Here is a 23168-nt window from a genome sequence, read left to right as displayed (position 1 = left end):
AGATCGGGTAACGAGTAAACGGCGCCGCCCTCATATCTCGATCTAATGGTTCGTCGGACCGAGGAACGCGCTATCGATCACATCCCCGATTGACAGCCATACATTTCCGTCAAATTGGACAAGCCGCAACTGCTTGATCGGCCGAAAGTCGTTTGGACCAGTGCTTATCGAAATTCCGGGGAGCGTGACCGAACTCTGAAAATCTTTCAACGATGCGGCCTGTCGCATGATGTTCTCGCGCGACAAGTCGTCACCGCATTGTTCGAGCACTCGGGACAGGGTCTGGGCAGCAGCATAACCAAAGAGAACGTTGCTATCCGCCTTGTCGCCGCCGGGATAATACCTGTCCATGAACGTTGAGAACTGTTTGATCCCTTCGTCGTCTTTCCAGACCGGGTCGGTCGCATTTTTCAGGAAAGACGTTGAGATCACCCCCACCGCGTTCTGTACGTCGGCCGACCCCAGCGCGCGCACGGCAGGTGCGGCCACGTTGTTGAGGATGACGACCGGGTGCCAATCGATTTCTGCCAACCGCCGTATGGCGAGTGCAGCCATATTCGGTGAACCCGCGAAAAGCAGGACTCCTGCTCCCGACGCTTTCAGGACATCGATCTGTCTATCGATCGATTTATCCGACATCTCGAAAGTACTGTCAGCTACGATCATACGCGTCCAGTCTCCCAGGCCTTCCTGCAGGCCTATCAACAGATCGCGCCCGAACTGATCGTTCTGCCAGAGGACTGCAAGCTTGTGGTCCGGATAAAACGCCTGCACAAAATTCCCATAGATGCGCCCCTCGGCGCGAAACGGAGGCTGCCAACCCATTGTCCAGGGAAACTCAGCAGGTTTACTCCATTCCTGGTCACCGGAAGCAACGAACAACTGTGGTATCTTATTCTCGTTCATATAAGCGCGTATGGCCAAATTGCCCGGTGTTCCGAACGAGCCAGAAATCAGCAACACATTATCATCTTCGATCAATTGGCGGGTCTGCTCCACGGCCTTCTTTGGATTCGACCCGTCATCACGCGAAATGAACCTCACCTTCCGGCCATTGATGCCTCCGCGATCGTTGATCATGTCGAAATAGGCAGATTCCGTCTTTCCAATAGAGGCAAATTCCGTCAACGGACCGCTATAGGGCATTATGTTGCCTATACGGATTTCGCCATCACCCGTGTCTTTCGTCTCCGAAGCCGCGAGAGGCAGCATCGGGGCGGCGAGCAGCGATGCTGCGAACACGATCTTTAGTCTCATGCGCATTTGTTTGGCTCCCCTCGCAAGATTGGTTTCGCTTCAGTCGCTATCGTAGAGCTATCCGAGACGGATCAGAGCGGCGTCGACATAGCAATTAAAACTTCAGCACCGCCTCAACGCCCACGAAGTGAGCCGTCTTGGATGGGCCTGTTTCCTGTATAAACTGCCGGGGCACGAATACAGAGTAGGACAGTGCAGCGCTGAACCAAGGGACCGGTTGCCACCCGAGGATCACGTCGGCCTGAGTTCCGATATAGCGGGAGCAGCTGTCATCCGAAGGTCGCACGAGGTCACCGCCGGGGCCGTAAATTCCGTCGCCAGGACTTTCGCGCCAGTAAAAGAATGTTGCCAGATCGAGGGTCCAATCCTTGTTCAATTGAAGGGTGAGCGTCGGGTGAGCATTGATGAGATTGTATGGCCCGATCAGGCCTATCTCGCCGAAATATTTTCCCTTCGGGAATAGTGGATTGAAGGTCTGAAGATAGGGATCATTAGGATTACGGTCGCCACTGATAATGTTGGCCCGCAAGCCAAGCCGCGGGCTGAAGGTCGCGCCGCGAACGTGTAGCCCGTATCGGAGGCAATCGACCAGGCGCGGATATCCCCGTGACCGAAATGGCCAAACTGGGCCATGCCTTCGTAGTTCCAGTCCCAACCATTTGCGGCGCCGAAAAAGCGACTGCCGATAGTGTGCCGCACCTCCTCTCCGCGTCCCTGATTGAATTCTGCGGCGGCATTTCCGTAGCCGATGTAGTAGAGATCAAGACCCGGCCTGGAACTGATCCCGGTCAATTGGCCAGTGGCATAGATCGACCAGAGTGATCGGTCTGGATCGAAGCGGTCATTGAAGCTGCCGATCAGGTTTCGGACCGGTCGCGCGTAAAGGGTGTCGATCCGCCATGGAGCTGATTGAATCGAAGCCAACGCCGTTTCAAAGGAACGAAGCACGTTCGGGCCGTACCGCAAGCTGATCAACCGCTCCGTGCCATAAGACAGAAGTTGTCGCCCTCCCCGCAAGGTTAGATCGGTGCCGCTGGCCAATGGCAGCTTGATATCCGCGAAGCCCTGGAGCAGCTCGGCCCCCGTTGCGTCGATGCCGCCAACTGCTTCCTTGTCGGTAACCCAAGCGCCAATCATTTGGCCGAACAGGCGCAGGTTCGGGCCGAAATGCAGGTCCGCATATGGCAACATCCGGTACCATTGATACTCGTTGACCGGAAGCTCACCCCAATTGAAGTTGCGATATGCCTCCTCCCTGAACCGAAGCTCCAAGCCGAGAGTGAGGAAGGCATCATCACCGAAATCGAGCGGAATGTACTTGTATGGCTCCCACCAGGCTCCGGTCCGTTTCGCCGGATCGCGCAAATAGGAATAGTCCTCGTCATAGCGCAGGAGCGTCGTCTTCAGCGGCGCGACATTCGCGTTTTCCGTTCCACTGACTTCCGCTGACAGGGCGTTGGCGGGTAGCGAGACGGCAACCGCAACGAAGATAGTGATCGCTGCGAGGACCGCGGCCCTATCGACTACCTTTTTGGTTCCGAAAAATCCGGAAGAGGTAGCATCTCCGACAGCGTCGATCTGCATCTCTGTTCGCTTCGAACTCGTCTTCGAATCTGGAAACAGACCGGAACGGTCAGATTTTCAGTGCTTCTTTCAGCTTCGGCTCCGTTAGTCGAGCAAGCAGCGAAAGTCCGCCCAATAGCGGTGGCACCACGAAACACCAAATGTCGTAGCGCGCATACAGGAGGGCCGCGGCGGCGCACCCGATGGCAAAGATGATGACGTTCTTCGACATCATTGCGACCCGCGACCTGATTTGGCCAGCTGGCACGTTGTCCCTCGCGTGGATCATATCTGCTAGATCGATCATGATCTGCGTCGTCGTGCCGGTCATCAGCGTCGAGGGAGGTGAACTTCCTAGATAAACCCGGTGTACGGCGTTCTGGATGGCCATGGCCGAAACGAGCACCATTCCGGTAATCACCGCTTGCCAGCTGTCGCCGTTCCGGAAAGGTCCGAACTCGATCGCGAGCGCGGCGCCGACGATCAGCAGGAGGACCTTAAGGCCGAGCATTGCTTCGAAGACGAAGCGCCAACGCTGCGTCAGGGCCGAGCTGAGCAGGCGGACAGCCATTACGACCGCACAGAAGACCGGAAGGGCCAGGAGTTTCGCAACGGCTCCCGACGTGCCGAGAGTAAGCGACGCGCCAAGGGTCACGAAATTCCCGGTAACATGGGCCGTGAAGAGACCTTGCAATGCGAGAAAGCCTGCCGTGTCGACATAGCCTGCGGTGAGGCTCAAGAGAAAAGGCACGATCATGGAATTTCCGCTCAACACCGGGGGCACTACCATCCCCGTTTGATCTCTACGCCGACATAGTTCGAGTCATGGCCGCCGGCGTTGCGCAATGCGTTACCGACCGCATAGTGCACCGCCTCGATTGCGAATGAAGTCGCGCGGTCTATGGTCCAATCGAGCCGAATTTGTCCGTAGCTTCCGGTATAGGCGCCCGGCCGCCCAGCGGTGTTCGGGACGGGTATGTCAGGTTGGGTATAGATCGCATCTGCGGTGTTCTGGCGCCACTGAACCGCAGCTGCGAACATAATCTTCAGCGACGAGGTAGGGCTCAGCGTCAGGGATGGCTTGACGTGAATGAGGTTGGTGTACCCGGTGTAACTCGCAAGCGTAAAATAATAGCCGTTGGGAAACAGTGGATTGAATGTCCCAAAGGTTCGTTTGGTGTTGCCGTCACCAGACGCCGCGTCGAGTTGAATACCCACCCTTGGGCTCCAATTCACGTCGGCAAAGGTGTAGCCAGCGAGTGAGCCAACAGCCCAGGCCTCGATCGGCTCTATTCCGATGCGTCCGGTCTGGTTCATCACTTCGAGGTCAAAATCAAAATGATTAGCGGTACCGTTCAGATGGACATCGAAAATGTCTCTCCGCTCGTCGCCGGACGTGTTCGCAAACTGCGCGTTCGCCTGTGTGAAATTGGCATAGTAGCCGGCGATAAACAGGGACTCGGAAAACTTATACTCTGCGCGCGCCATCCCGAAGGTCTGCGTGGAGACGCTGCTGTAATCATCGAATATCGTAACGTCGCGGACCTGGACCGGTAGGCTGTAAAACGTGATAAACCGCCAAGGTCCATTCTCGTAGTCAGCCCAAGCGGCGTCGTAAGATTGTCGGACGTTGGGGCCGTCGCGAACGGCCACAAAGCGTTGCAGGTCGAAGCCAAATTGCTGACGGCCGGCTCTCAATTTCAGCGTTCCGCCTCCCACCGGCTCGGTCAGAGCCACCCAAGCCTGCTCAAGATCAAGCCGGTCCCGATCGACGGGCGTCAACATGGTCTTCCACGGCGCATAGTCAGCTTGAAATTGCACGAACGCTTGGATTTGATTGTCTACGCGGAGATCGGCGTGGAATTCGTTTCGGCTAATAACGTAATTCTGGCTGCGGTTCGGCCCGGTGCCGAAGTTCGGCGCGTTGTTGGACTCGAAGCGATCACGCGTGTTGGCGCCGAATGAGAGATAGGTGTACGGATCGACGGTCCACAGCGGTACATATTTGAGTTCATCAAACGGCTCACGCGGCAAGCGTGGGTCCGCGAGCACCGACCAGTCTTCCTGCCAGCGGTTGAACATGATGGCCGGCCGCTGCGGCGTTGAAGCTTGAGACTGATCGTCCGCCCACGCCATCTGCGGCGCCGCCGCACATACTACGCCTGCCGCCCAGCACCTCCGCAAAAGCAATCGTCCCAGCAACAACGCCATCCCGCCTCCTCATTTCGGTAGGGTCGCGTGAACCTCCGCAATATATCCGCCGGGGAATTGTACCATGGCTTCGGACCGCCCGTCAGAGGTATAGGGCTCGACAAGCACGGTGGCGCCCGAGGCCTTAGCCTTCGTCAAAGTTCCCTGCAGATCTTTCACCTCGTAACCGGTCAGCTCCCGCCCGTAGGGGTAAGGCAGGTGGCCATCGGTGACGAACACCGTTATCTTTCCGAACGCCGATTCGATCCGGATGCGCCTGAAGGTATCCTTCGCTCGGCCGATCTCGACCCCGGCGGCATGTGCATCGTCGGAAACAACCTTCCCGTGTGAAAACCGGAGGAAGCTGCGGGTAAAGTCGTCCGCCCGCTCGGGAGAAACGTAGACGCGGTTCTCGGGGATGGCCTCGAACGCTGCATAGGACGGTTTCGTCGTGTGCCAATAGAGCTGCATATTGACACCGCCCGGCCACTGAATCACGGCGTCGCGCCCGATGGGATCGGGGAACGACGCCACCAGAACGTCAGCGCCAGACTCCTTTGCGACCTTGATGGCTTCGTCCATATCGGTGACCAGATAGCCCGTTCGCTCCGCTCCGAAGGGATAGGGGATCGGCGTCTTGAACCCGAACAGCGAGACGGTGCCGACCGGCGTCTGAAGAAGCTGGGAGGTCGTGCTGCTCGGAGTGGGTGTCACCGTTGCAACGACCTGTTTCGTGCTCTGGCCGCCGAAAGTGGCAATGAAGCTCACCACGAACTTGTCCACGTCTTCGGGCGCTACATAGACGTGGGTGGTATCGTATTGCGCGCCGACGCCGACTTTCGGCGAGGCAGACTCCGATTGATCACGCGCGATGGCGGCGGACGCGGTCGTCAGCAACGATGAAATCAGCAGGATCTCGATCAGATGATGTTTGCGGAACATGGAAACCTCGAACAGCAGAGTTGAGCGATAGTGATCAAGCGCTTTGCGAGCGTAACGACAGGATTGTCACAAGCACCAGGCCCGCGATCAGCCCCAAATGCTCGAAAAAGGCGTTCACGGCCAGGAAGCGATCGTGACCGGCCTTGGCCCAGAAATCGTTTGCGGTAAGCATGGCGACTGCCGTCAGCACGCCGAGCCCGCCGGCTCCCAGCCACACCCAGCGTCCAAGAATGACGAGCGCGGAGCCGCCGAGTTCGACGATGATGGCCGCCGTGGCCCAAAGCCACGCCGGCTGCAGTCCGAAATGCGCCTGCTCCGCAACGGCCCCGGGAAAATCGAGGGCTTTCTGAATTCCGCCGATCAGGAACGCCGAGACGAGCGCTATTCTGGCGGCCGCCGCAACCCATGACCAAGATAGGATTGTCGCGACCCAGCTCGGCATATCTGATTTGGCGAACATCTCACACCGCCCAGCAGGCACAACCGAGTGCACCCCAGAAACTCTTGAGATCCGAAATCGGCAGTCTGCCGGACCATGCGCGCGCATGATCATGACCGTGTACGCCGCACGCATTTGCGCAGCCACACATCTGCATCGCATTCGCGCGAACGGCCTGTGCTTTGCCGCCCTGCTCGGCCCAGTTGCCGTACCCACCGAAACTGCGCACTGGCGACCAGTCGGGCATGGCGGCTGGCGGCGCGTTCTCGTCGAGAGCCTTGAACTCTCCCGCGCCATAGACGATCCGTCCGCCGACTACCGTCAGATCGCTTGTGATGTCGTCAACTTCGCTCTCGGGGCAGGAGAAGAAATCGCGATCCGGAACCATCAGATCTGCAAATTGTCCGACCTGGATACGTCCCTTTTTCCCCTCCTCGTTCGAGAACCAAGTGACATTTTCGGTCCACATGCGCAGTGCGGTTTCACGATCGAGGCAGTTGCGCTGGGGGTACAGTCGCAGGCCGCCGACCGTCATGCCCGTTACGAGCCAGGCCAACGAGACCCAGGGATTGTAAGAGGCGACCCGCGTTGCGTCCGTGCCGGCCGAGATCTTCACGCCCTTGTCCATGATTTTCCTGACCGGCGGTGTCGCCTCGGCCGCGCCGAAGCCGTAGCGCTCGACGAAATATTCGCCCTGATAGGCCATGCGGTGCTGCACGGCTATACCGCCGCCTAGTGCTGCGATCCGGTCGATGGACTGGTCGGAGATCGTCTCGGCGTGGTCAAAGAACCAATGCAGACCATCCAGCGGTGTGTCCTGGTTGACCTTCTCGAATACGTCGAGCGCTCGCGAGATCGTCTCGTCGTAGGTCGCATGCAGGCGCCATGGCCATTTGTTCTGAGCCAGGATACGGACGACGTCTTCAAGCTCCCCCTCCATTTCCGGAGGCATATCCGGACGAGCAACGCGAAAATCCTCGAAGTCAGCTGCCGAGAACACCAACATCTCGCCGGCGCCGTTGTGGCGAAAGTAGTCGGTTCCTTGCTTGTACTTCGACGTCTTGGTCCAATTCAGGAAGTCCTGTTTTTCCCCTTTCGGCTTCTGGGTGAACAGGTTGTACGCCAGGCGGACGGTGAGCTGCCCGTCGTCCGACAGCTTCTGAATGACCGCGTAGTCCTCAGGATAGTTCTGGAAGCCGCCGCCGGCGTCAATCGCTCCGGTGACGCCGAGACGGTTCAACTCCCGCATGAAATGCCGGGTCGAGTTGACCTGATATTCGAACGGAAGCTTCGGTCCTTTGGCCAGCGTCGCGTAAAGGATGTTGGCATTCGGCTTTGCCAGGAGAAGCCCCGTCGGATTGCCCTTCGCATCGCGCACGATCTCGCCGCCGGGCGGCTCGGGCGTGTCCTTCGTGTATCCGATCACGCGCAGCGCCGCAGCGTTCAGCATCGCGCGGTCATAAAGATGAAGGATAAAGACAGGGGTGTCGGGCGCGACAGCGTTGAGCTCGTCGATGGTCGGCAGGCGCTTCTCCGCGAACTGATGCTCTGTGAATCCGCCAACAACTCGCACCCACTGCGGCGGCGGCGTGATCGCGACCTGCTTCTTCAACATGGCCATGGCATCGGAGAGTGACCAGACGCCATCCCAGCGCAGCTCCATATTGTAGTTAAGCCCTCCCCGGATGATATGGAGGTGATTGTCGATCAGACCCGGCAGCACGCGCCGCCCTTTCAGGTCGACGATCTTTGTCGAGGAACCGGCTAGCTTCATCACATCGCCAACGTGTCCCACGGCCGTAAACAGCCCGTCTTTGATCGCCACGGCGGTCGCCGCCGGATTCGAACGATCAAGTGTCGCGAACAGACCGTGATGCAGGATCAGGTCGGGGCCCTGCTTGCTCATGCTTGCTTCTCCGGATTCTTGAGGCCATCAATGGGACCGACCGTGCGTCGGCCCGGCAGCATTCCGAAAATGTGGGAATCGCAGCTCGAGAGATGGAATGCCTCGGAAAAGCTCGAGCCCCCGATGAGCAGTTTGGTGACCGGGACGACCTGCTCGCCAACCAGGATTCCTAGAAGCCCGACCAGCGCCACCAGAGGCGGCGCTGGCGAGCGGACGCTGAGGAAATTGTAGATCACTCCCACGAGGAGGCCTGCAGCCAGAGACAACACGTAGACCTTCATGACAGTCCTCCTATCTTCGGCGTTTCCGCGGTTACCGAGAGCCGGCCTCGGATGCGTGCTCGCCGAGAGCCCATTTCGAGAAGCGAACCTGAATGCCGTAAGGCGAATGAGCCCGCAGGATGTCCATCACGCCTTCGTACGTCTCCTGCCGCGCCCAATCCTGTTGCAGCTCGAACAGCAATTGCATCGATGTCAACGGAATGGCACCTGCCTGTACGAGACGATCCATAGCGCGGTTGTGCGCTTCGAGCGACAGGTCGCCGCAGGCATCCGCAGGGATCAATATCTCGAAGCCTTCTTTCAGCATATCGAGGCACGCAAACACCACGCAGGCCTCCGTCCAAAGCCCGGCGTAAATGATTCTCTTTCGGCCGGTCTCATGGACAGCCTTGCGGAAGTTCGGATCGAGCCAGGCGTTCATCGAGGTGCGGTCGACTATCGGGTTCTTTGGAAACAGTTCGGTGACCTCCGGCATGAACGGACCGGAGAACGTCTTTTCCGCCACCGTGGAGATAATGGTGGGCATGCCGAACAGCTTGGCGGCCTTTGCTACTACCTGTACGTTATTGAAGGGCACTAGCCGATCGTGTGACTGGACGCCCTGCCACATCGCCGGTTGATAGTCGATCAGAGCGACAGCACACTCGCTCGGCTTAACCATATCTTGTTTTGACATTTAGAGTCTCCTACGGTTGTCAAAGGTGGGGCAGGCGGTGGGGGTATGGGTTAGTCGCCTGGGCGGAGAGCCAAATGCACTTCATCCAAGCGCCATCCTGCAGCGCCGGATCCACCAGGTCTCTACTCGTTCGCTCTACTTTCACAGTGCACCGGCCTAACGCGTTAGCAATCTGTACAGATCAAGCCGGTGCCGGAAGTGAAACGATTTCAGCTAGTCGATGAACCCGCTGCATTTCCTCCAAGCGTTGTCTCGACACAGCCGCGACTGGCGGGGCGGCGCTTGCGGCTGCAACCTCCAAAACGGCTGAAGATATTCGAGCTCTAGGCGCCGATGCTTCCAGTGTTCGCGACCAAGACCAGGTCGAGGGAGCCCGACAGCAGTTCGACACGCAACGGGGAAACGCCCGCAAATAACGAAATCGTCGCTTGCGCGGAACGCAACCTCCGTGCGAAGGCGGATGCACTCCTAGGTGCATCGAAAGTTGCTTGCTCGCCTAGCGATATCTGGACCCACCAATAGTCCATCCATTCGTTCGCAAGCGCAGCACTTCGCGTGCCTCGGCCAAACGCCCTAGCTTCCACGCCGGACAATGTTTAGAATCTGGACAAAGCCGAGCTCGAATGGCGCACCGACGCCAAACTGCACCGGATTCATCTTGCTGGTGAAATCGTTTCAGTTTCGCCTGCCGCTTGAACTGGTAGAGCCCCCGGCCGGCGCCACTTCGAGCTATTGAATCAATAACATCGGCTTGTATAACGGACCGATCGGTCCAATATAATGCGTTTGGTTCAGGAGCGACAATGTCTCGAGCTCGAGAGTTTGATGAAACTGAGGTTTTGGATAAAGCGCTGCAGGTGTTCTGGCAGCAGGGATATGAAGGCACTTCGTTGAATGATCTTCTTGACGCGACGGGGCTTACGAAATCGAGCCTGTACGCGACGTTCGGCAGCAAAGAGGACTTATTTCATCGGATCGTAGAACGCTACTTGTCCAAACACGTGGAATTTCGTCAAGCATGCGCGCTCGCCGAACCGACACCTCGGCGGATTGTAGAACGTCTACTGTACGGCATGGCCGATCTACACGCTGGATCGCGTACGCCCCCGGGCTGCCTAATCACAGGCGCTGCGCTCGCATGTTCACCGGAAACTGAGTCGATCCGCCAACATCTCGTTCGCAGCCGAAATGAATTCGGTCAGATCCTACGCGAGAGGCTCGAAGCTGTGGCAAGCGCCGGGGCGCTGCCTCCCGGCATGACTGCGGCCGATGCGGCACGGCTTGTGGTATTGACCATTCAAGGCATGGCGGTTGAGGCAAAGGGCGGCGCGACAAGGAATGAGCTCCGGCGAATTGTGCAAACATTTTTGCTCAGCTGGCCGGAGAATTAATATTCGTCTCTGAGTACCGCTGGTTGACACGCCGGGCGCGCATCGACGCCGCTGCTGTGCCTGATCTCATGCACATCGGCAATCGCGATAAGCTGCGCTTCGAGTCGCGCTCACCGTGAAAGGTTGAGATGGTGAAAGCCCGGCATCGGTGTCTCACGGCTTCTTCGTCGGGTCGTCGGCTGGGTTCTCGTAGACAGTATCCGTCGGCCCTGAGCCGGTGATCAGCACAGTTACCGCCTCTTCGCCGGTCATCGCGAAGTGCGCAGCGCCTGACGGTTCGGTGTAAACTGACCCGACGGGAAGCGTTCGGAGCTCCGCCTTGCTAAAACTTGGACCGTAACCGAACATCCAGGTCCCCTGAAGCACAGTGCCGACCCGATCTCCTGCGTGATGATGCGCGGCAATGGCCGCATGGGGCGCGACCTTAAGCAGTTGGCTGTACGGCCCTGGCTTGGACGGATCGCCCAGGATCGTAACGACCTGGACCTTGGCGTTGCCCGACCCTCCCACGCCACCAGTGGGCGCGATAGCGGTCAATTCGTCAGGCGTCTTGGAATACTTTGGAAGTTGTGGCGCCGGCGGTTGCGCTGCCACGGCTGCGGCAGACATGATCGTGGCGACGGCGAACATCGCTTTGCTTCGGAGCATGGCTTCTTTTCCTTTCCCGGAATTGGCCGATCGAAACTCAGGGTGTCGCCTCGGGGCCACCTTTTGGATACTCAAGAAACTCGAGAGTCACGCCGTCCGGCCCACGCACGTAAACGAGGCGAAGTCCAGTGCGCTCCCCGGACTCCACCTTTTGGACTTCGTTTAAGGCGTTCCACCCCACAGCACTGATCCGCTCCAACAATGCGTCGATGTTCTCGACCTGGAAGGCCACGTGCACGGATCCCACATCGCAGGACCGGGGCTTCATTACCTTCCGGTCGGTCGGAGAGCGGTATTCCAGAAGCTCGATCAAATGACCGGGCGCCTTCACCATTGCTATACGCGCCGCTGCCACATTCACGCCGACCAATTCCTTGAGGAAAGAGCTTTCATCGAAGTCCCAGGTATACAGGTGATCGAAGCCCATCACGTCGACCCAGAACGAAAGCGCCTGGTCGAGCGACGAAACCGTGATGCCAGTATGCTCCGTACTCTTGATGCGAAATGGAAGGCTTGCTTCGATCATGCCGGTTACAACCTGATGCTCTTGTCCCAGAATTGACCGAGTTGCTCGCAAATGAAGTCTGTTTTTTCCTCGAACACCCAGTGTCCGCACTCTTCGATGACACCGCCCTCTGCCCGGTCCGAGAGTGCCTTGGCGCTGTCGAAGCAGTGTGACCCAAATGACCGGCGCCCTCCCCAGCCCATGGTCGGAATCGAAAGCTTCTTCTTAGCGAACTCGGCGAGTTGCGCCGCTTTCTCGTCGATGAAGGCGTAGTGGTTGAGGCTGGCCCGCAGGTTTCCGGGCTGCTTCATCTGAATAACGTACCGTTGCAGTTCGTCTTCGCTGATCGCGTTGGGATTGTAGGCAAAGTCCCGGAAGAAGTGGCGAAGATACTGTTCTTCTCGGCCTTCAATCAAGAATCGTGCAATATCCATATTTGCGTGCATCGACAGATGCCAATATGGCACTCGCGGATCCACGTAGTCCTTATAGTCGAGTCCGAAGAACGGCGTCTCGATCGTCGCTAGAGACAGCGCGCGCGATCCTGCCATGTAAGCAAGGGCGACGGACGGCGGCCCTCCAAGGTCGTGGCTGAGAATATGGAATCGGTCGACCTTTTCAACGTCGGCGAGCTCGAGCAAATCCTGGGCAATGGTGGCAGGCATATAGTCAGCATAGGGCTTGTCGCTGTCCGCGTACCCACGCAGGTCCGGGGCTATGAATCGGTAGCGCTCAGCACACTTCTCAAAGATCGGCAGGAACTCGCGGTGATTTTGAGGCCAGCCGTGGAGACATAGCACTGCAGGCCCGGAACCGACCGCTACGTAGTGCAGCGTCACGCTATTCACCAAAGCGCGCTTGCTATTCATCTGAGCTTCCACCATTGCCGAGCACCTCCCGTTGCTGTGCGAAAGCCAACAGCATCCATCGATGCTTATGTCCGGCCGCCGCCCCTAACCGTCGCGAAGTCGGTGCGGAAGTTGTGCAATTTAGCGAGCGCGCGGAAGTGAAACGATTTCAGCGCTCGGATGAGCAGGCTGCATTTCGGTCGGTCAGTGCTCGAATAGTGGTACACCAATGCCACGGACGGTCCGCGATGCGCGCTTCATCACCGCCTTGGCCATATTGACGCGTAACCGAGGCAGCAAAGAGCCAAGCGCTGTGACACCGCCACCAGCTCTCCAGTCAACGCTAAGGGTCCAGCTTTGGCGCGATGCTCACCAATTCGGCGAACGAGGTCACGTTCATCTTCCGCATTACCTGGCCTCGATGCGCTTTGACTGTTATCTCACTAATGCCTAGTTCGTGGGCCACCTGCTTGTTTAATACACCACGAACGATCAGACCCATCACCTGCCGCTCACGTCGACTGAGCAAGGCATAGCGATCTCGTAGCGCCTGCATCTCAGCCTCACGGCGAAGTGAGGCGTCGCTTCGATCGATGGCATCTCGAATTGCATCCAGCAACAAGGTATCACTGAATGGCTTAGTCAAAAATTCTACGGCTCCAGCCTTCATGGCTTGGACCGTCATCGGCACGTCCCCGTAACCCGTGATAAAGATGATCGGCATATCGGGGCGCTCGACTGCTACCCGCTTTTGCAATTCGAGGCCATTCAGCCCCGGAAGACGAACGTCTAAAATCAGGCAATGGGGAACAGACACGCGTGGGCGCGAGAGGAACGCCCGAGCGGACTCGAATGTCTCTGGCAGCCAGCCCCCGTTAAGGATCAGCAATTCTAGAGATTCGCGTACGGAGACGTCATCATCGATGACGAACACGATTGCGTTTTCGTGTGACATAGCAAGCAGCCCTTCCGCCATCGATTCCTTTCTAATACCTCTCATTCAGACGCGTGAGTACTTTCCACCTCAACTGACTCCGAAGGCAGCATTGAGCGCTTTCAGCAGAGCCTCGTCGCTGAACGGCTTGGAAAGGCACTCAATAGCGCCTTGCTCAAGCATTCGCGGACGCGTTGAATCATCTCCATGCGCGGTGATGAAGACAATTGGAATTCTTTGGTCGAGACGCGTCAGCTCTCTTTGGAGTTCGGGACCAGTCATGCCGGGCATCGCGATATCGAGAACGAGGCAACCCGTCTGCCCCACATACTCGGACCCCAGAAATTCTTCGGCCGAGGAAAACGCTAGAGCAGCGTAGCCAAATTCCCTCAGCAGGTCCGGTAGGGACTCCCGCACGGACTCATCGTCATCGACCACCGACACAAACGAACGTGTGACCATCATACATTCCTCGTGACGCCGCCCCTGGCGGGTGTTGCTTTGGCGTCAAGACTGTGCGCGCTGGTTATACCCTCTGCGCTTCGGGGGATTGAAAAAGAGAAGGTGGCCCCCGCACTGTCATTCGACGACGCCCATAGGCGCCCATGATGATTTTTAATAATAGAGCGACTGACCGACAATCCAATTCCCATACCGTCGTCCTTGGTCGTATAGAACGCGTCAAAAAGTTTTTCTACGGCCTCGACGTCAAAACCTCGCCCCGAATCCTGCACACTCAGCCGAATCCAATTACTTTGATCCCGCTCCGTCCTGATCGTCAGCGTTCTCGGTCGATCATTGATCATGCTCATCGCGTCCATGGCGTTTTGGAGCAAATTCAAGATCACTTGCTGAAGTTGCACCCGATCACCCGAGACAAGCGGAAGATCTTCGGCAAGCTCCATCCGCAAACTGATGCCATCACGATGAATCCGGTTTAGAAGTAGCGGAATGACCTCGCGTGTTGCCTCGTTCAGGTCCAGAGGTCGAGCTACAGGCGCCTTCCTATTGAAGAGCGATCGGAGGCGGCCGATGATATCGGACGCCCGGTTGCCGTCACGAAGCGTACGGCGCACGGTTTCGAGAGCACCCGTGACGTTTGGAGGATCCGCGGTTAACATGCGCAAGCAGGTACTTGCATTAGTGACGATGCCGGATAGCGGCTGGTTGACCTCGTGGGCTATGGATGCCGTGAGCTCACTCATCGTCGTCATACGCGCCATGTGCGCTAGTTTCGTTTGCGTATCGCGCAGTTGCTCCTCGGCACGCTTTCGGTCTTCTATGTCGGTATTGATTCCGAACCATTTGATGACATTTCCAGACCCGTCAAGTAATGGATTGGCGCGGAACAGAAACCATCGGTACGTGCCATCGACGCGCCGTAATCGCGCTTCCTTCTCTCCCGCCTTGCGCGACGCCATGAACGATTGCCACGCATGAGCGATACCGCTTCGGTCGTCGGGATGAATCGCCGCAATCCACCCAGACCCTTGGATCTGCTCCAAGCTAAGGCCCACATAATTCGCGTAGTGCTGATTGAAGAAGTCCGCAGAGCCGTCCGTACGAGCAGACCACACGAGCGCGGGAATTGTGTTGATGATGAGATTGAGATTGCGCTCGTTGGCTCGCAACGCTTCCTCAGCGCATTTGCGCTCCTCGACGTCGATTTGCAGTACACACCAGCGTACGATGTCTCCGTCCTTGTCTCGTAACGGAAAGCCGCGGACGTTGAACCATCGGTATACACCGTCGCTGCGGCGATGCCGGCTTTCCACTTCATATGGCTCACCGGTTTCGACCGCCCGCCTCCATGTGCTGATCGTCGCGGCTACGTCATCGGGATGAACGGCTCCAGTCGTGCTCCAACGCTTCAATTCGTCGGCGCCCATCCCGAAATATTCAAGGACAGGACGATTGACGGCCTCAACCTCTCCATCCGCGGTCATAATGGCTAGAGGAGCCGGAATTGCGTCCACTACCAACTGAATATCAATTTCTCGTACGCGAAGCGATTCCACCACTCGCCTGAGTTCGACAATCTCTTTTCTTCGATCTTCGCTAAGGGCAACAATCTCTTTGGTTCGCCGCCAAACCTCTTGATCTATAGTTTCGTCAATTCGTCCTCGTTGGCTGAAGAGCCGCGCCTCCTGTAGGCCGCTCGCAATTTGATTGGCTGCGATTCTGAGACGAAGCGTCTCTGCCTCTTCGGGAAACTCGGCACGATGAGACGCAGCCACCAACACTCCGGTGTCATCCGGGATCAACCCCAAGTGCAGCGATATTGTCGACAACTCTCTGTCGCCAATCGCAATTCGCTGGATCAATGGCGATGTTTTCGGGACTTGACCCAGCGAATTGCTTAGACCGCTGCTTACCTCCCGCGGCCCGATGGCTCCACCAGGTGATCTCGCTGTTCGCGCTACTTCAAGATATTCCATCTTGACTGGATCTTTGAGACGAACGTAAGCAAATTCCAGGTGGAGCATGTCCACCACCATGTCCAGCAAATCCGGAAGTATCCCGGAGAACGAGCCATCGCTCCAGATAGGAGGATGAGCAAGGATCCTATTCAGATCGTTGATACAGCACCGAGAGTACTGGTTCTGCTCGGCAGAATGTTTGCTGTTGACCACCATTTTGATCGCTGCCCAGGACAACCCGGCGTGCTCAACCTACGCTCGGAGATGTTTCCACCTGTCCGATTCCGGCGGCAGCAAAACCGAGATGTCCCTTCGGAGGCCGTCGACAACGATAGAGCACGATCGCATAACATAAGCTACCATGCCCCTCCCAACCGTCGCAAGTTTGCGCACGCAGAGGCCCCTTGTCGTTACGGCGACCACAGCGCCGACACTCACTGGCACTTCGGACTACGGTCATCGACTCATAGAACCTCCGGTCACGGCGCCGAACTGCCATGTCGTCCATCTTCGCTCCGCTGGCCGCTGGTCGGCCACGGGTCAATCCCTAGCCCGCCCACCCTTGGAGTTGCTGACTGACGGCTCCAACGAACGAGTTGACCAGCCCCTCACGGGAACTCCCGATACGGCGCTTGATGAAGGTCTTTACGAGGCTAGCCGTACTCCACGTCATTCCCTGAAAAATTCATACAGAGCCACAAATCAAGGTTGCGAACAAGGAAGGTTCGTCCCCTAGAATAGAGCGCCTCTTCGGCGACGGTCCATCGTACCTTAGTGTTGGTTTTCCGGAATACAGAGAGTCTTCGTCCTCCCTCACGCTTCCGCGGCAAGCTGCACCGATGGGCTTAATACGGGTCGCGCGGGGCGCGCAAACTCAAACAAACGAGCCCGCAGAGGCTCGGTAGCTCGGCTCAATGTGGCCCGCAGCCACTGTTGCGGCGCATCACCCTCGTTCCGTTCATGCCACAGAGCGCTAACGTTCTCCAAAGTCGTTCTGTATGGCAACTCGTGCATTGACAGTGGGTGTCTGTGGACCAGCAACTTGGCGAGCGGCCGCGGCACGATAGCCGTCAAATCCGCGTCCTCAAGTAGTGAGGGAAGCGCAAGAAAGTGAGGCAATGAGACAACTATACGCGGACTTCGCTTTGCCCCCGAGAAGGCCCGTTCGAAGGCGGCCCTATCGAACATCTCCGATCGCCGGGCCAGCCCACGTTCAGATACGTAGCCGTCGACAACTCCCTCATGCTCGCCATTCAACGAGACCACGGCTATGGAGAGGGCGGAGAATGCCTCAAGCGACAGCTCGCCGAGTCCCCGTGAAGAACTCGTGATGAGGACATCATCGTATGCAAAGAGCGCGCTTGATCCGAAACGCTCAGGCACATCTGAGAAAGTACCGATTGCTGCATCAATCTGTCCGAGATCTATCTCCTCGGCCAGATCGATCCAACTATTCGGCCGGATTACGAGATTAACGAGCGGCGCCTCCCGCCTTAACACGGTGAGGAGATATGGCAGCATCACCATGGTGGCAAAATCGCTCACCGCAATAGTGAACCGCCTCGTCGAACTACCTGGCTCGAATTTGGGTGGGTCGATCGCCGCCTCTAGTGATTTCCACGCCTGGCGCATCAAAGGGGCCATCGCAACCGAGCGCGCGGTCGGTTGCATCCCCGCGGCCGTGCGAACAAACAATTCGTCGTCGAGCAATTCTCTCAATCGGGCAAGAGCGTGACTAACGGCCGTAGGGCTGACACATATCCTCTGGCTGGCTCGCAGCACACTTCGTTCCTCCATGACCGCATCGAACACGCGCAAAAGATTCAGATCAAATCTGTTGAGGAACATGGTCATGGCCAAACAGCGAAGCTTCGTAGAGACATCATTGTTATAGATCTAGATGCTTTCGATCGGGATCATCTATACGCTCTCTCAGTCAGCTATCGCGAACAGCCGAGAGTAGAGCCCATGAAATTGAGGGCTCAATTGCACCTTGGTGTGAACAATCCTTGTGCGCGCCGGCAGAGCTGAAGCCGTCCGGACGAAGCGTCGCGCAGTTCCCGGCCCGGTCGGCGTCGTCCTGCGCCACATCATGCGCTCACATAGTCTGGTGGTACCCATCTTGTGGTACCGGGTTCCGGAAGGAACTAGGTCGCAGAAATGCCCTTGGAACGATCGAGCGTCGTGAACAGACCGCGGTGCAGGATGAGGTCCGGAAGACTCATGACAACTTCTCTTTCAGTTCTGCCGTATCTGCATCAGGGTGCTAGTTCGGTTGAGAGCCGTCTCGCTGAATACCAGCGCGACTCCAGATGGCGCACGCTTTGAGCCTGTCGTGCCAAAGAACGTTGCTCAGATCTCAGCAACGATCTGGAGGATGGATGTGGAGCACAAAGCGACAGTCGTCGTTCACGGCTTTGATGAATGTTCAAATTCTTGCGCAAAGGCACGCCGACTTTGGTATCGAACACAAGTTAGAACTGGCGGCACTTGATCAACTACGCCTATGGTAGGGATGGAACCCGGTGCTTGCTGCTCTTCGTTGGCGGACAGAAGACGTGTCCCGGGCGCGCGTACGCCATCGTGCGAAGCGATAATTGACCGGTGGTAACGCTGTGGGCGAACGAGGATCGACAACCCCTGAGAGTGTATCAGCTGATTGGGGCATCGATCCGATTGCAATTGCCTGGCCGGGGCGGACAGCTGGCCTGTCGGCCGGCGTGTTCGCGGGCCAAAACGCTCAGAGACTCGAAGTCGCATCGCCTTCAGATCCGACAACACACATTCTCGCGGTATCGACTTGCGGCCACCATGCCACCTACGCCGTGGATGGCCGCGAAGTACATGAGGGAATGTTTGAGGCTGGCGCGGTTCAATTGGTTCAGGCAGGCCAAGCACCTGCGGCGATGCTGACGGGCGACTGGCGCGTCATCCACATCTACTTTCCGGCCGCCGATCTCTGGCAACTCGGCGAAGACCTCGGACTCTCGGCAATAGACGCGCTTGGGCTAACCTTCACCCTACCCCATTTTGCCCGAGAGCCCGTGCTTGCTCGGATCGGACGCAGGCTCGAGCAGCGATTGCGGCGCGGCGATGTGCCTAGCCGCCTTGAGCTGGACGATCTTTCCTTGAGCGTCGGATGCCATCTCATTCGTACCCACGCAACGACAAAGCCTCCTCGTCGCCCGCGGTCCCGATCGCTTTCCGGACAAGAGTGCCAGCGCCTCTTTTCACTTCTTGGCGACGCTCAGGACCCCGGCCTCGACCAACTCGCCCGCGAGCTGGACAGGACTGGGACGGAAGCCAGATTGGCCTTTCATAACACCTTCTACGCTACGCCGCACGAGATCCGCGGCATCCTGAGACGAGGCCGCAGGCCGTGAGTTTGGTTGATCGGCCGCAACGCTGAACAGCTGACGTAAGCGCCTTCCGTCGCGGCAAATACCAACCCAGACTGTTCTTTGCGAGTGGCTCCTTACGCAGGCCTGATCTGCGTCGACTACGTGTACGCCAACGGCTTCGCCGCCATCGCAACAAATAGCCATGCACTATGGTGTAATCGACACCTCTCCCACTGTCTTAGTACGAGGCCGCATCGTGAATGCCCGCCCATGAGTCAACCCCTGAGCTATGCCGACTATTACCGTTCTATATATCCGTTCGAACAACAGCACAGATCCGTTGGCGGACTGAACTTGTTTCGTTCGCCGCGGCACCAAGCCGGTGAGTACGTCGAATCCGCCCATGGAGTATCGCTTCAGATTAGCCGCGCGCCTCGGGCGGGTCGGTCTGTCGTCGATCTGGGCGCAGGCCGTTTCAACGCGGATCTGTCCGCACCAAACTATTTCGTCGCGCCTCCCGATCATCCTTGCACGTACGACCTCACCTCCAACATCGATCTTCTCGTCATTGAATTTTCGTCCAAGGTTTTTTGGGACGATCCCTGGTGCCTCCAAGACTGCGGACCGCTCCATCATGGAGCACGCTATGACACGTTGCCGCTGCAGCTCGCCGAGCAACTCTGGGAACTAAGCGCGCATGGACTGACGCAATTGGAGGCCGACAGCTTTGGCATGGCGCTCGCGACTTTGCTCGCGCGAGCCTCGCAGCCGGCGCTTGGGGTTAAACTGGCGAAAGGCGGACTAACACCGAAGGAATTGAAGCTCCTCACTGAGTACATGAAGGGTCAACTCGCGAGTGACTTGTCGCTCGCCGAGCTTGCCGCACTTGTCTCTCGCTCTCCATATCATTTCGCGCGCGCCTTCAAGATCAGCACCGGAGTTCCGCCCCATCGGTATGTAATGATGCTTCGGATAGAACGCGCAAAGGAATTTCTGGTAGCAGCCCCCCTTAGCGTTACCCAGGTCGCGCACGCCTGTGGCTTTGCCTCGTCGCAGCACATGGCTACCGCTTTCCGCCGCATGGTCGGAACGACACCGACGGAGTATCGGCGCCAGAACGAAGTTTAGATCATGCGAATAACCACCGATTGACACCAAGCCTCTCAATTATGATCATTTCCTCACTCCGTTTCTGGCCGCGCAGTCCGCTCGTGCCGGAAGGCCTCCATCAGCCTGCGTAGGCGCCGGACCAATCTGCCGCACTGATGGGTTGTGATGGCAACCTTGCGCCACGCCGTCGAGCGGAGCAACCGAGCAGCGGTCGAAGCCGCATTCGTACTTTCCGATTCCGGTCAAAAGCGGCAGTGAAGCCGTCGAAAGCCTTCGTCCGGTTTACCCCCAACGGCTGACCTAGCGGCAATCGTTGCCATATCGGTTTAGGATCATGTGTGGACGGCTCCGGGTTGGTAAGAAGAACCTTCACTTTGCGGCGTTGGTCGGAGCGGCCATGTGTTCGGCCTGTTTGCCCGGTTCACATGACCGCTGGCCACAATGCTGCAACAACCATTCTCGCACTGTTCATTGTTTTTGCTGTCGCTTCGAACAGCCGGATACAGTGGAGAAGCGATGCGGCGGAGAGAGTGTCAGTCAATCCCCATTGAACGATAAAGCATTTTCCTCCTTCCTGGACCAAAACCCACCGTTTGAGCTACGGCCGAACATTGCCGTTCGCTCCAGTCCGTTCATGGAATCCGTCGTGGCTCATCCAAGTGCTGACCCAACACTTCAACTTCCGGCGGCGGCACATGGCGCGCTTGACGTCCGGTGCGCAGGGTGGGCCTTACTCTTTCGCTTCCGGATGAAGAGTCCGTTTTTCGGTTTGGTGCTGCTCGATCAAAAGAGCAATGCCGTCTAAGGTCTTCTGATCCGTGATCCACGCACGGAGTAAACGGTAGTGCGCGATCCGTTCGTCAATCTGGACACACATCTCGCACATCAGACCCTCCCGTCCACTAAGACGGGAGCGCGCAGCGTCTCTCAGTCACCGGTAATTGCCGAGGTCCGGTCGATGATGAATATTCAATGGCCCAGTGAGCTGACCGTTCCTACGCGGGTGATTCCGGGACAACACTGAGGCGGCCCAGACAAAATTACGCCGCCCGCTTGAAATAAATACAGACGGCGTTTCCCTAGCCCCGAGAGGGTACGAACAAAATCCCGGATAGTGCATCTTTCGAGTGCGATGACCTCTTTACTTGCGGAGCCTGTCCTTCTGTATCGCGGCAGAACTTCTGTCGGTCTGCCTGCTCCAGAAGTAATTCAGGACCGCCTTGATTGCCGTATCACTCTTGTTCGCCCATCGCCTGCGAAAATTGACTATCCTGCTCGCGCCGCTTTGCGCATGGGAATCGTATCGGCCCCTCATGTCGGCGTTCGCAAACCCGGCGACCGCAGCCAGTCGCTCAACTGTGAGCCGGTTTCGGCCAGACGAGCCTTGCGGATTAGGCGTTGGCGCTCGATGCCTGGGGGAGTTCCCCGAGCCTCCTTGCGGAGCCGCTCTGCCTGGATGCCAAGACGCTGTTCAAGTGATTGGGTGTGTATGAGATGTCGATTCATGGACATGGCGCACTCCATTCCGTTAGAGGAAGGCGGGAGCGCGATCGGGCGTTCTCGTCACCGATATAAGCCACGGGTTCGGGCGGTGATGGACTTACTGTCTGCCCGTTTGGAGCGAATAGCGAGCTGTTTATTTCAGGCCTATTGTCGCAACTCGCAGAGCGAATGGCGCCCAAAGGAACTGGTGGGGCCGGAACATTTGCGGGGGCTCTACGGTAAGGCCGCCAACTGAGGCGGCCTTAAGCGAGCAGCACGTAGACGAACCCGGCGGCGACTATCACCAGCCAAGCGAGCGAGAGACGGAAATGGAGTAGGTCGCGGTCCATGCCGCGCCTAGCCTAGATCGCTCGGCTGACATGAGCCTTGCGGGCTTGGATTTCATCAAACGCCGACGAACCGTACATGTACGGATATGCAGCGCCAGAGAAAGAGCGTCTTATCTTCCATTGCCTGATAGGGATATATTCGCGTTCGCCCGGCGCTTTGGCAAAGGCGCCGGGCTTTCGCCCTCGCTGCACGATAAAGGCGCCTGTGAGCGTTACTGCGGGCGAACAACGCCGCCCCGACGATCGCGACGCCAAGACAGATGCGCGCCGGTTCTTTCAACGATGCTGGCGAACCGCACGTCCGACAGCTTCAGGCGCGCGCCCGCGCAGGACCTTGACTTGCACTTTGTCTTTCAGATCAAGCGAATTGCGACAATAAGTGAGCTTGCGCTTGTTCCTGGGGCTACTCGCTCCTGGGGCTACTCGCTTATGGGTGGGGTACCGCCACCGGGCGGGCACCACGCTGCCTCGGTCGCTATGGCGACCGTCCCGCTCCTCGCGAAGACCCCGTCGCCACGAAGGCAACAGCTGGTGGAGACCAAACGTTGCAGCCCATTTCGAAAGTATCTTCGCTCGAAAAGTGGACTGTCGGTGAGGCGGAAGGAATCAGCCGTGAAAAGTTGTCAGGTCGAAGATACAGCTAATAAAGCTGATTCGGCCGGCCCCACACCTCGCAATTCGGCGAGCGTGTTCTTATGTTCTGAACATCACCGCCCAGCCCACGGCATTTACCGGTGACTGCGAGCTTCGCGCTCCCGCCTCAACCGAGCAGGCGGTTCGATGTCCGATACTCTAAAATCCAGTTTTCGTAGATGGCTTGTACCGCCGGTTCTGCTGCCGATCTTGATGGCCCTACTGGTCGCTACATCGGTCATTATGCACCGG

Annotated in this window: 18 protein-coding genes and 1 pseudogene; 3 read left to right on the top strand and 16 right to left on the bottom strand. The window is 57.8% G+C overall.

The features are described from left to right. Positions 1-42 precede the first annotated feature (42 nt). The 9 genes and pseudogenes from ACE10Z_RS14300 to ACE10Z_RS14260 form a co-directional block, all read right to left on the bottom strand. Complete coding sequence (locus ACE10Z_RS14300) at positions 43-1263, bottom strand: ABC transporter substrate-binding protein (RefSeq protein WP_375788473.1); 1221 nt, start codon at positions 1261-1263, stop codon at positions 43-45. A gap of 88 nt (positions 1264-1351) precedes the next feature. After that, a pseudogene (locus ACE10Z_RS14295) lies at positions 1352-2841 on the bottom strand (alginate export family protein). A 49-nt stretch (positions 2842-2890) separates the two neighbouring features. Beyond that, the gene (locus ACE10Z_RS14290; RefSeq protein ID WP_375788472.1) at positions 2891-3577 is read right to left on the bottom strand and encodes a YoaK family protein; all 687 of its coding nucleotides are present in this window, start codon (positions 3575-3577) and stop codon (positions 2891-2893) included. A gap of 26 nt (positions 3578-3603) precedes the next feature. Next, the gene (locus tag ACE10Z_RS14285; protein WP_375788471.1) at positions 3604-5031 is read right to left on the bottom strand and encodes an alginate export family protein; all 1428 of its coding nucleotides are present in this window, start codon (positions 5029-5031) and stop codon (positions 3604-3606) included. A gap of 9 nt (positions 5032-5040) precedes the next feature. After that, on the bottom strand, positions 5041-5952 hold the full coding sequence (locus ACE10Z_RS14280) for a glyoxalase (RefSeq protein ID WP_375788470.1): 912 nt from the start codon (positions 5950-5952) through the stop codon (positions 5041-5043). A gap of 34 nt (positions 5953-5986) precedes the next feature. Beyond that, complete coding sequence (locus tag ACE10Z_RS14275; protein WP_375789830.1) at positions 5987-6412, bottom strand: DoxX family protein; 426 nt, start codon at positions 6410-6412, stop codon at positions 5987-5989. 1 nt (position 6413) lies between these two features. Continuing rightward, positions 6414-8297 carry an amidohydrolase gene (locus ACE10Z_RS14270; protein ID WP_375788469.1) on the bottom strand — a complete coding sequence of 628 codons (1884 nt, stop codon included), beginning with the start codon at positions 8295-8297 and terminating at the stop codon, positions 6414-6416. Beyond that, positions 8294-8578, bottom strand: coding sequence for a XapX domain-containing protein (locus ACE10Z_RS14265; RefSeq protein ID WP_375788468.1), 285 nt, complete (start codon positions 8576-8578; stop codon positions 8294-8296). Before ACE10Z_RS14265 ends, ACE10Z_RS14270 begins: the two co-directional genes overlap by 4 nt. 31 nt (positions 8579-8609) lie before the next feature. Beyond that, the gene (locus ACE10Z_RS14260) at positions 8610-9254 is read right to left on the bottom strand and encodes a hydrolase (RefSeq protein ID WP_375788467.1); all 645 of its coding nucleotides are present in this window, start codon (positions 9252-9254) and stop codon (positions 8610-8612) included. A gap of 803 nt (positions 9255-10057) precedes the next feature. Between ACE10Z_RS14260 and ACE10Z_RS14255 the strand changes: the two genes are divergently transcribed. Continuing rightward, positions 10058-10645, top strand: a complete 588-nt coding sequence (locus tag ACE10Z_RS14255; RefSeq protein WP_375788466.1) for a TetR/AcrR family transcriptional regulator — start codon at positions 10058-10060, stop codon at positions 10643-10645. Between the two features lie 153 nt (positions 10646-10798). Here the strand turns inward: ACE10Z_RS14255 and ACE10Z_RS14250 are convergent, their stop codons facing one another. The 7 genes from ACE10Z_RS14250 to ACE10Z_RS14220 form a co-directional block, all read right to left on the bottom strand. After that, positions 10799-11293 (bottom strand): cupin domain-containing protein, encoded by a 495-nt coding sequence (locus ACE10Z_RS14250; protein WP_375788465.1) that lies wholly within the window; start codon positions 11291-11293, stop codon positions 10799-10801. Positions 11294-11330: 37 nt separating this feature from the next. After that, the gene (locus ACE10Z_RS14245) at positions 11331-11819 is read right to left on the bottom strand and encodes a VOC family protein (RefSeq protein WP_375788464.1); all 489 of its coding nucleotides are present in this window, start codon (positions 11817-11819) and stop codon (positions 11331-11333) included. Between the two features lie 5 nt (positions 11820-11824). Next, positions 11825-12667 carry an alpha/beta fold hydrolase gene (locus tag ACE10Z_RS14240; RefSeq protein ID WP_375788463.1) on the bottom strand — a complete coding sequence of 281 codons (843 nt, stop codon included), beginning with the start codon at positions 12665-12667 and terminating at the stop codon, positions 11825-11827. Between the two features lie 322 nt (positions 12668-12989). After that, entirely contained in the window at positions 12990-13622 is a 633-nt protein-coding gene (locus tag ACE10Z_RS14235) for a response regulator transcription factor (protein WP_375788462.1), read from the bottom strand. Positions 13623-13670: 48 nt separating this feature from the next. After that, the gene (locus ACE10Z_RS14230) at positions 13671-14045 is read right to left on the bottom strand and encodes a response regulator transcription factor (protein ID WP_375788461.1); all 375 of its coding nucleotides are present in this window, start codon (positions 14043-14045) and stop codon (positions 13671-13673) included. Next, entirely contained in the window at positions 14042-16216 is a 2175-nt protein-coding gene (locus tag ACE10Z_RS14225) for a PAS domain-containing protein (protein ID WP_375788460.1), read from the bottom strand. The genes ACE10Z_RS14230 and ACE10Z_RS14225 overlap by 4 nt, the downstream gene beginning before the upstream one ends. Before the next feature lie 597 nt (positions 16217-16813). Next, positions 16814-17854, bottom strand: coding sequence for a LysR family transcriptional regulator (locus ACE10Z_RS14220; RefSeq protein WP_375788459.1), 1041 nt, complete (start codon positions 17852-17854; stop codon positions 16814-16816). A 743-nt stretch (positions 17855-18597) separates the two neighbouring features. On the opposite strand from ACE10Z_RS14220, the gene ACE10Z_RS14215 reads away from it, so the two are divergent. Both ACE10Z_RS14215 and ACE10Z_RS14210 read left to right on the top strand, forming a co-directional pair. After that, complete coding sequence (locus ACE10Z_RS14215; protein ID WP_375788458.1) at positions 18598-19383, top strand: hypothetical protein; 786 nt, start codon at positions 18598-18600, stop codon at positions 19381-19383. Between the two features lie 228 nt (positions 19384-19611). Next, entirely contained in the window at positions 19612-20469 is an 858-nt protein-coding gene (locus ACE10Z_RS14210) for a helix-turn-helix domain-containing protein (RefSeq protein ID WP_375788457.1), read from the top strand. Positions 20470-23168 lie beyond the last annotated feature (2699 nt).

The organism is Bradyrhizobium sp. Pha-3 (genome assembly GCF_042258615.1).
Taxonomy (GTDB): Bacteria; Pseudomonadota; Alphaproteobacteria; order Rhizobiales; family Xanthobacteraceae; genus Bradyrhizobium.
This window is presented reverse-complemented; position numbering and strand designations above follow the sequence as displayed.

Excerpts from the sequence above, each read along its gene's own strand:
- ACE10Z_RS14300 (WP_375788473.1), bottom strand. The coding sequence starts at position 1,263 with ATGCGCATGAGACTAAAGATCGTGTTCGCAGCATCGCTGCTCGCCGCC.
- ACE10Z_RS14290 (WP_375788472.1), bottom strand. The coding sequence starts at position 3,577 with ATGATCGTGCCTTTTCTCTTGAGCCTCACCGCAGGCTATGTCGACACG.
- ACE10Z_RS14285 (WP_375788471.1), bottom strand. The coding sequence starts at position 5,031 with ATGGCGTTGTTGCTGGGACGATTGCTTTTGCGGAGGTGCTGGGCGGCA.
- ACE10Z_RS14280 (WP_375788470.1), bottom strand. The coding sequence starts at position 5,952 with ATGTTCCGCAAACATCATCTGATCGAGATCCTGCTGATTTCATCGTTG.
- ACE10Z_RS14275 (WP_375789830.1), bottom strand. The coding sequence starts at position 6,412 with ATGTTCGCCAAATCAGATATGCCGAGCTGGGTCGCGACAATCCTATCT.
- ACE10Z_RS14270 (WP_375788469.1), bottom strand. The coding sequence starts at position 8,297 with ATGAGCAAGCAGGGCCCCGACCTGATCCTGCATCACGGTCTGTTCGCG.
- ACE10Z_RS14265 (WP_375788468.1), bottom strand. The coding sequence starts at position 8,578 with ATGAAGGTCTACGTGTTGTCTCTGGCTGCAGGCCTCCTCGTGGGAGTG.
- ACE10Z_RS14260 (WP_375788467.1), bottom strand. The coding sequence starts at position 9,254 with ATGTCAAAACAAGATATGGTTAAGCCGAGCGAGTGTGCTGTCGCTCTG.
- ACE10Z_RS14255 (WP_375788466.1), top strand. The coding sequence starts at position 10,058 with ATGTCTCGAGCTCGAGAGTTTGATGAAACTGAGGTTTTGGATAAAGCG.
- ACE10Z_RS14250 (WP_375788465.1), bottom strand. The coding sequence starts at position 11,293 with ATGCTCCGAAGCAAAGCGATGTTCGCCGTCGCCACGATCATGTCTGCC.
- ACE10Z_RS14245 (WP_375788464.1), bottom strand. The coding sequence starts at position 11,819 with ATGATCGAAGCAAGCCTTCCATTTCGCATCAAGAGTACGGAGCATACT.
- ACE10Z_RS14240 (WP_375788463.1), bottom strand. The coding sequence starts at position 12,667 with ATGAATAGCAAGCGCGCTTTGGTGAATAGCGTGACGCTGCACTACGTA.
- ACE10Z_RS14235 (WP_375788462.1), bottom strand. The coding sequence starts at position 13,622 with ATGGCGGAAGGGCTGCTTGCTATGTCACACGAAAACGCAATCGTGTTC.
- ACE10Z_RS14230 (WP_375788461.1), bottom strand. The coding sequence starts at position 14,045 with ATGATGGTCACACGTTCGTTTGTGTCGGTGGTCGATGACGATGAGTCC.
- ACE10Z_RS14225 (WP_375788460.1), bottom strand. The coding sequence starts at position 16,216 with ATGGTGGTCAACAGCAAACATTCTGCCGAGCAGAACCAGTACTCTCGG.
- ACE10Z_RS14220 (WP_375788459.1), bottom strand. The coding sequence starts at position 17,854 with ATGACCATGTTCCTCAACAGATTTGATCTGAATCTTTTGCGCGTGTTC.
- ACE10Z_RS14210 (WP_375788457.1), top strand. The coding sequence starts at position 19,612 with ATGAGTCAACCCCTGAGCTATGCCGACTATTACCGTTCTATATATCCG.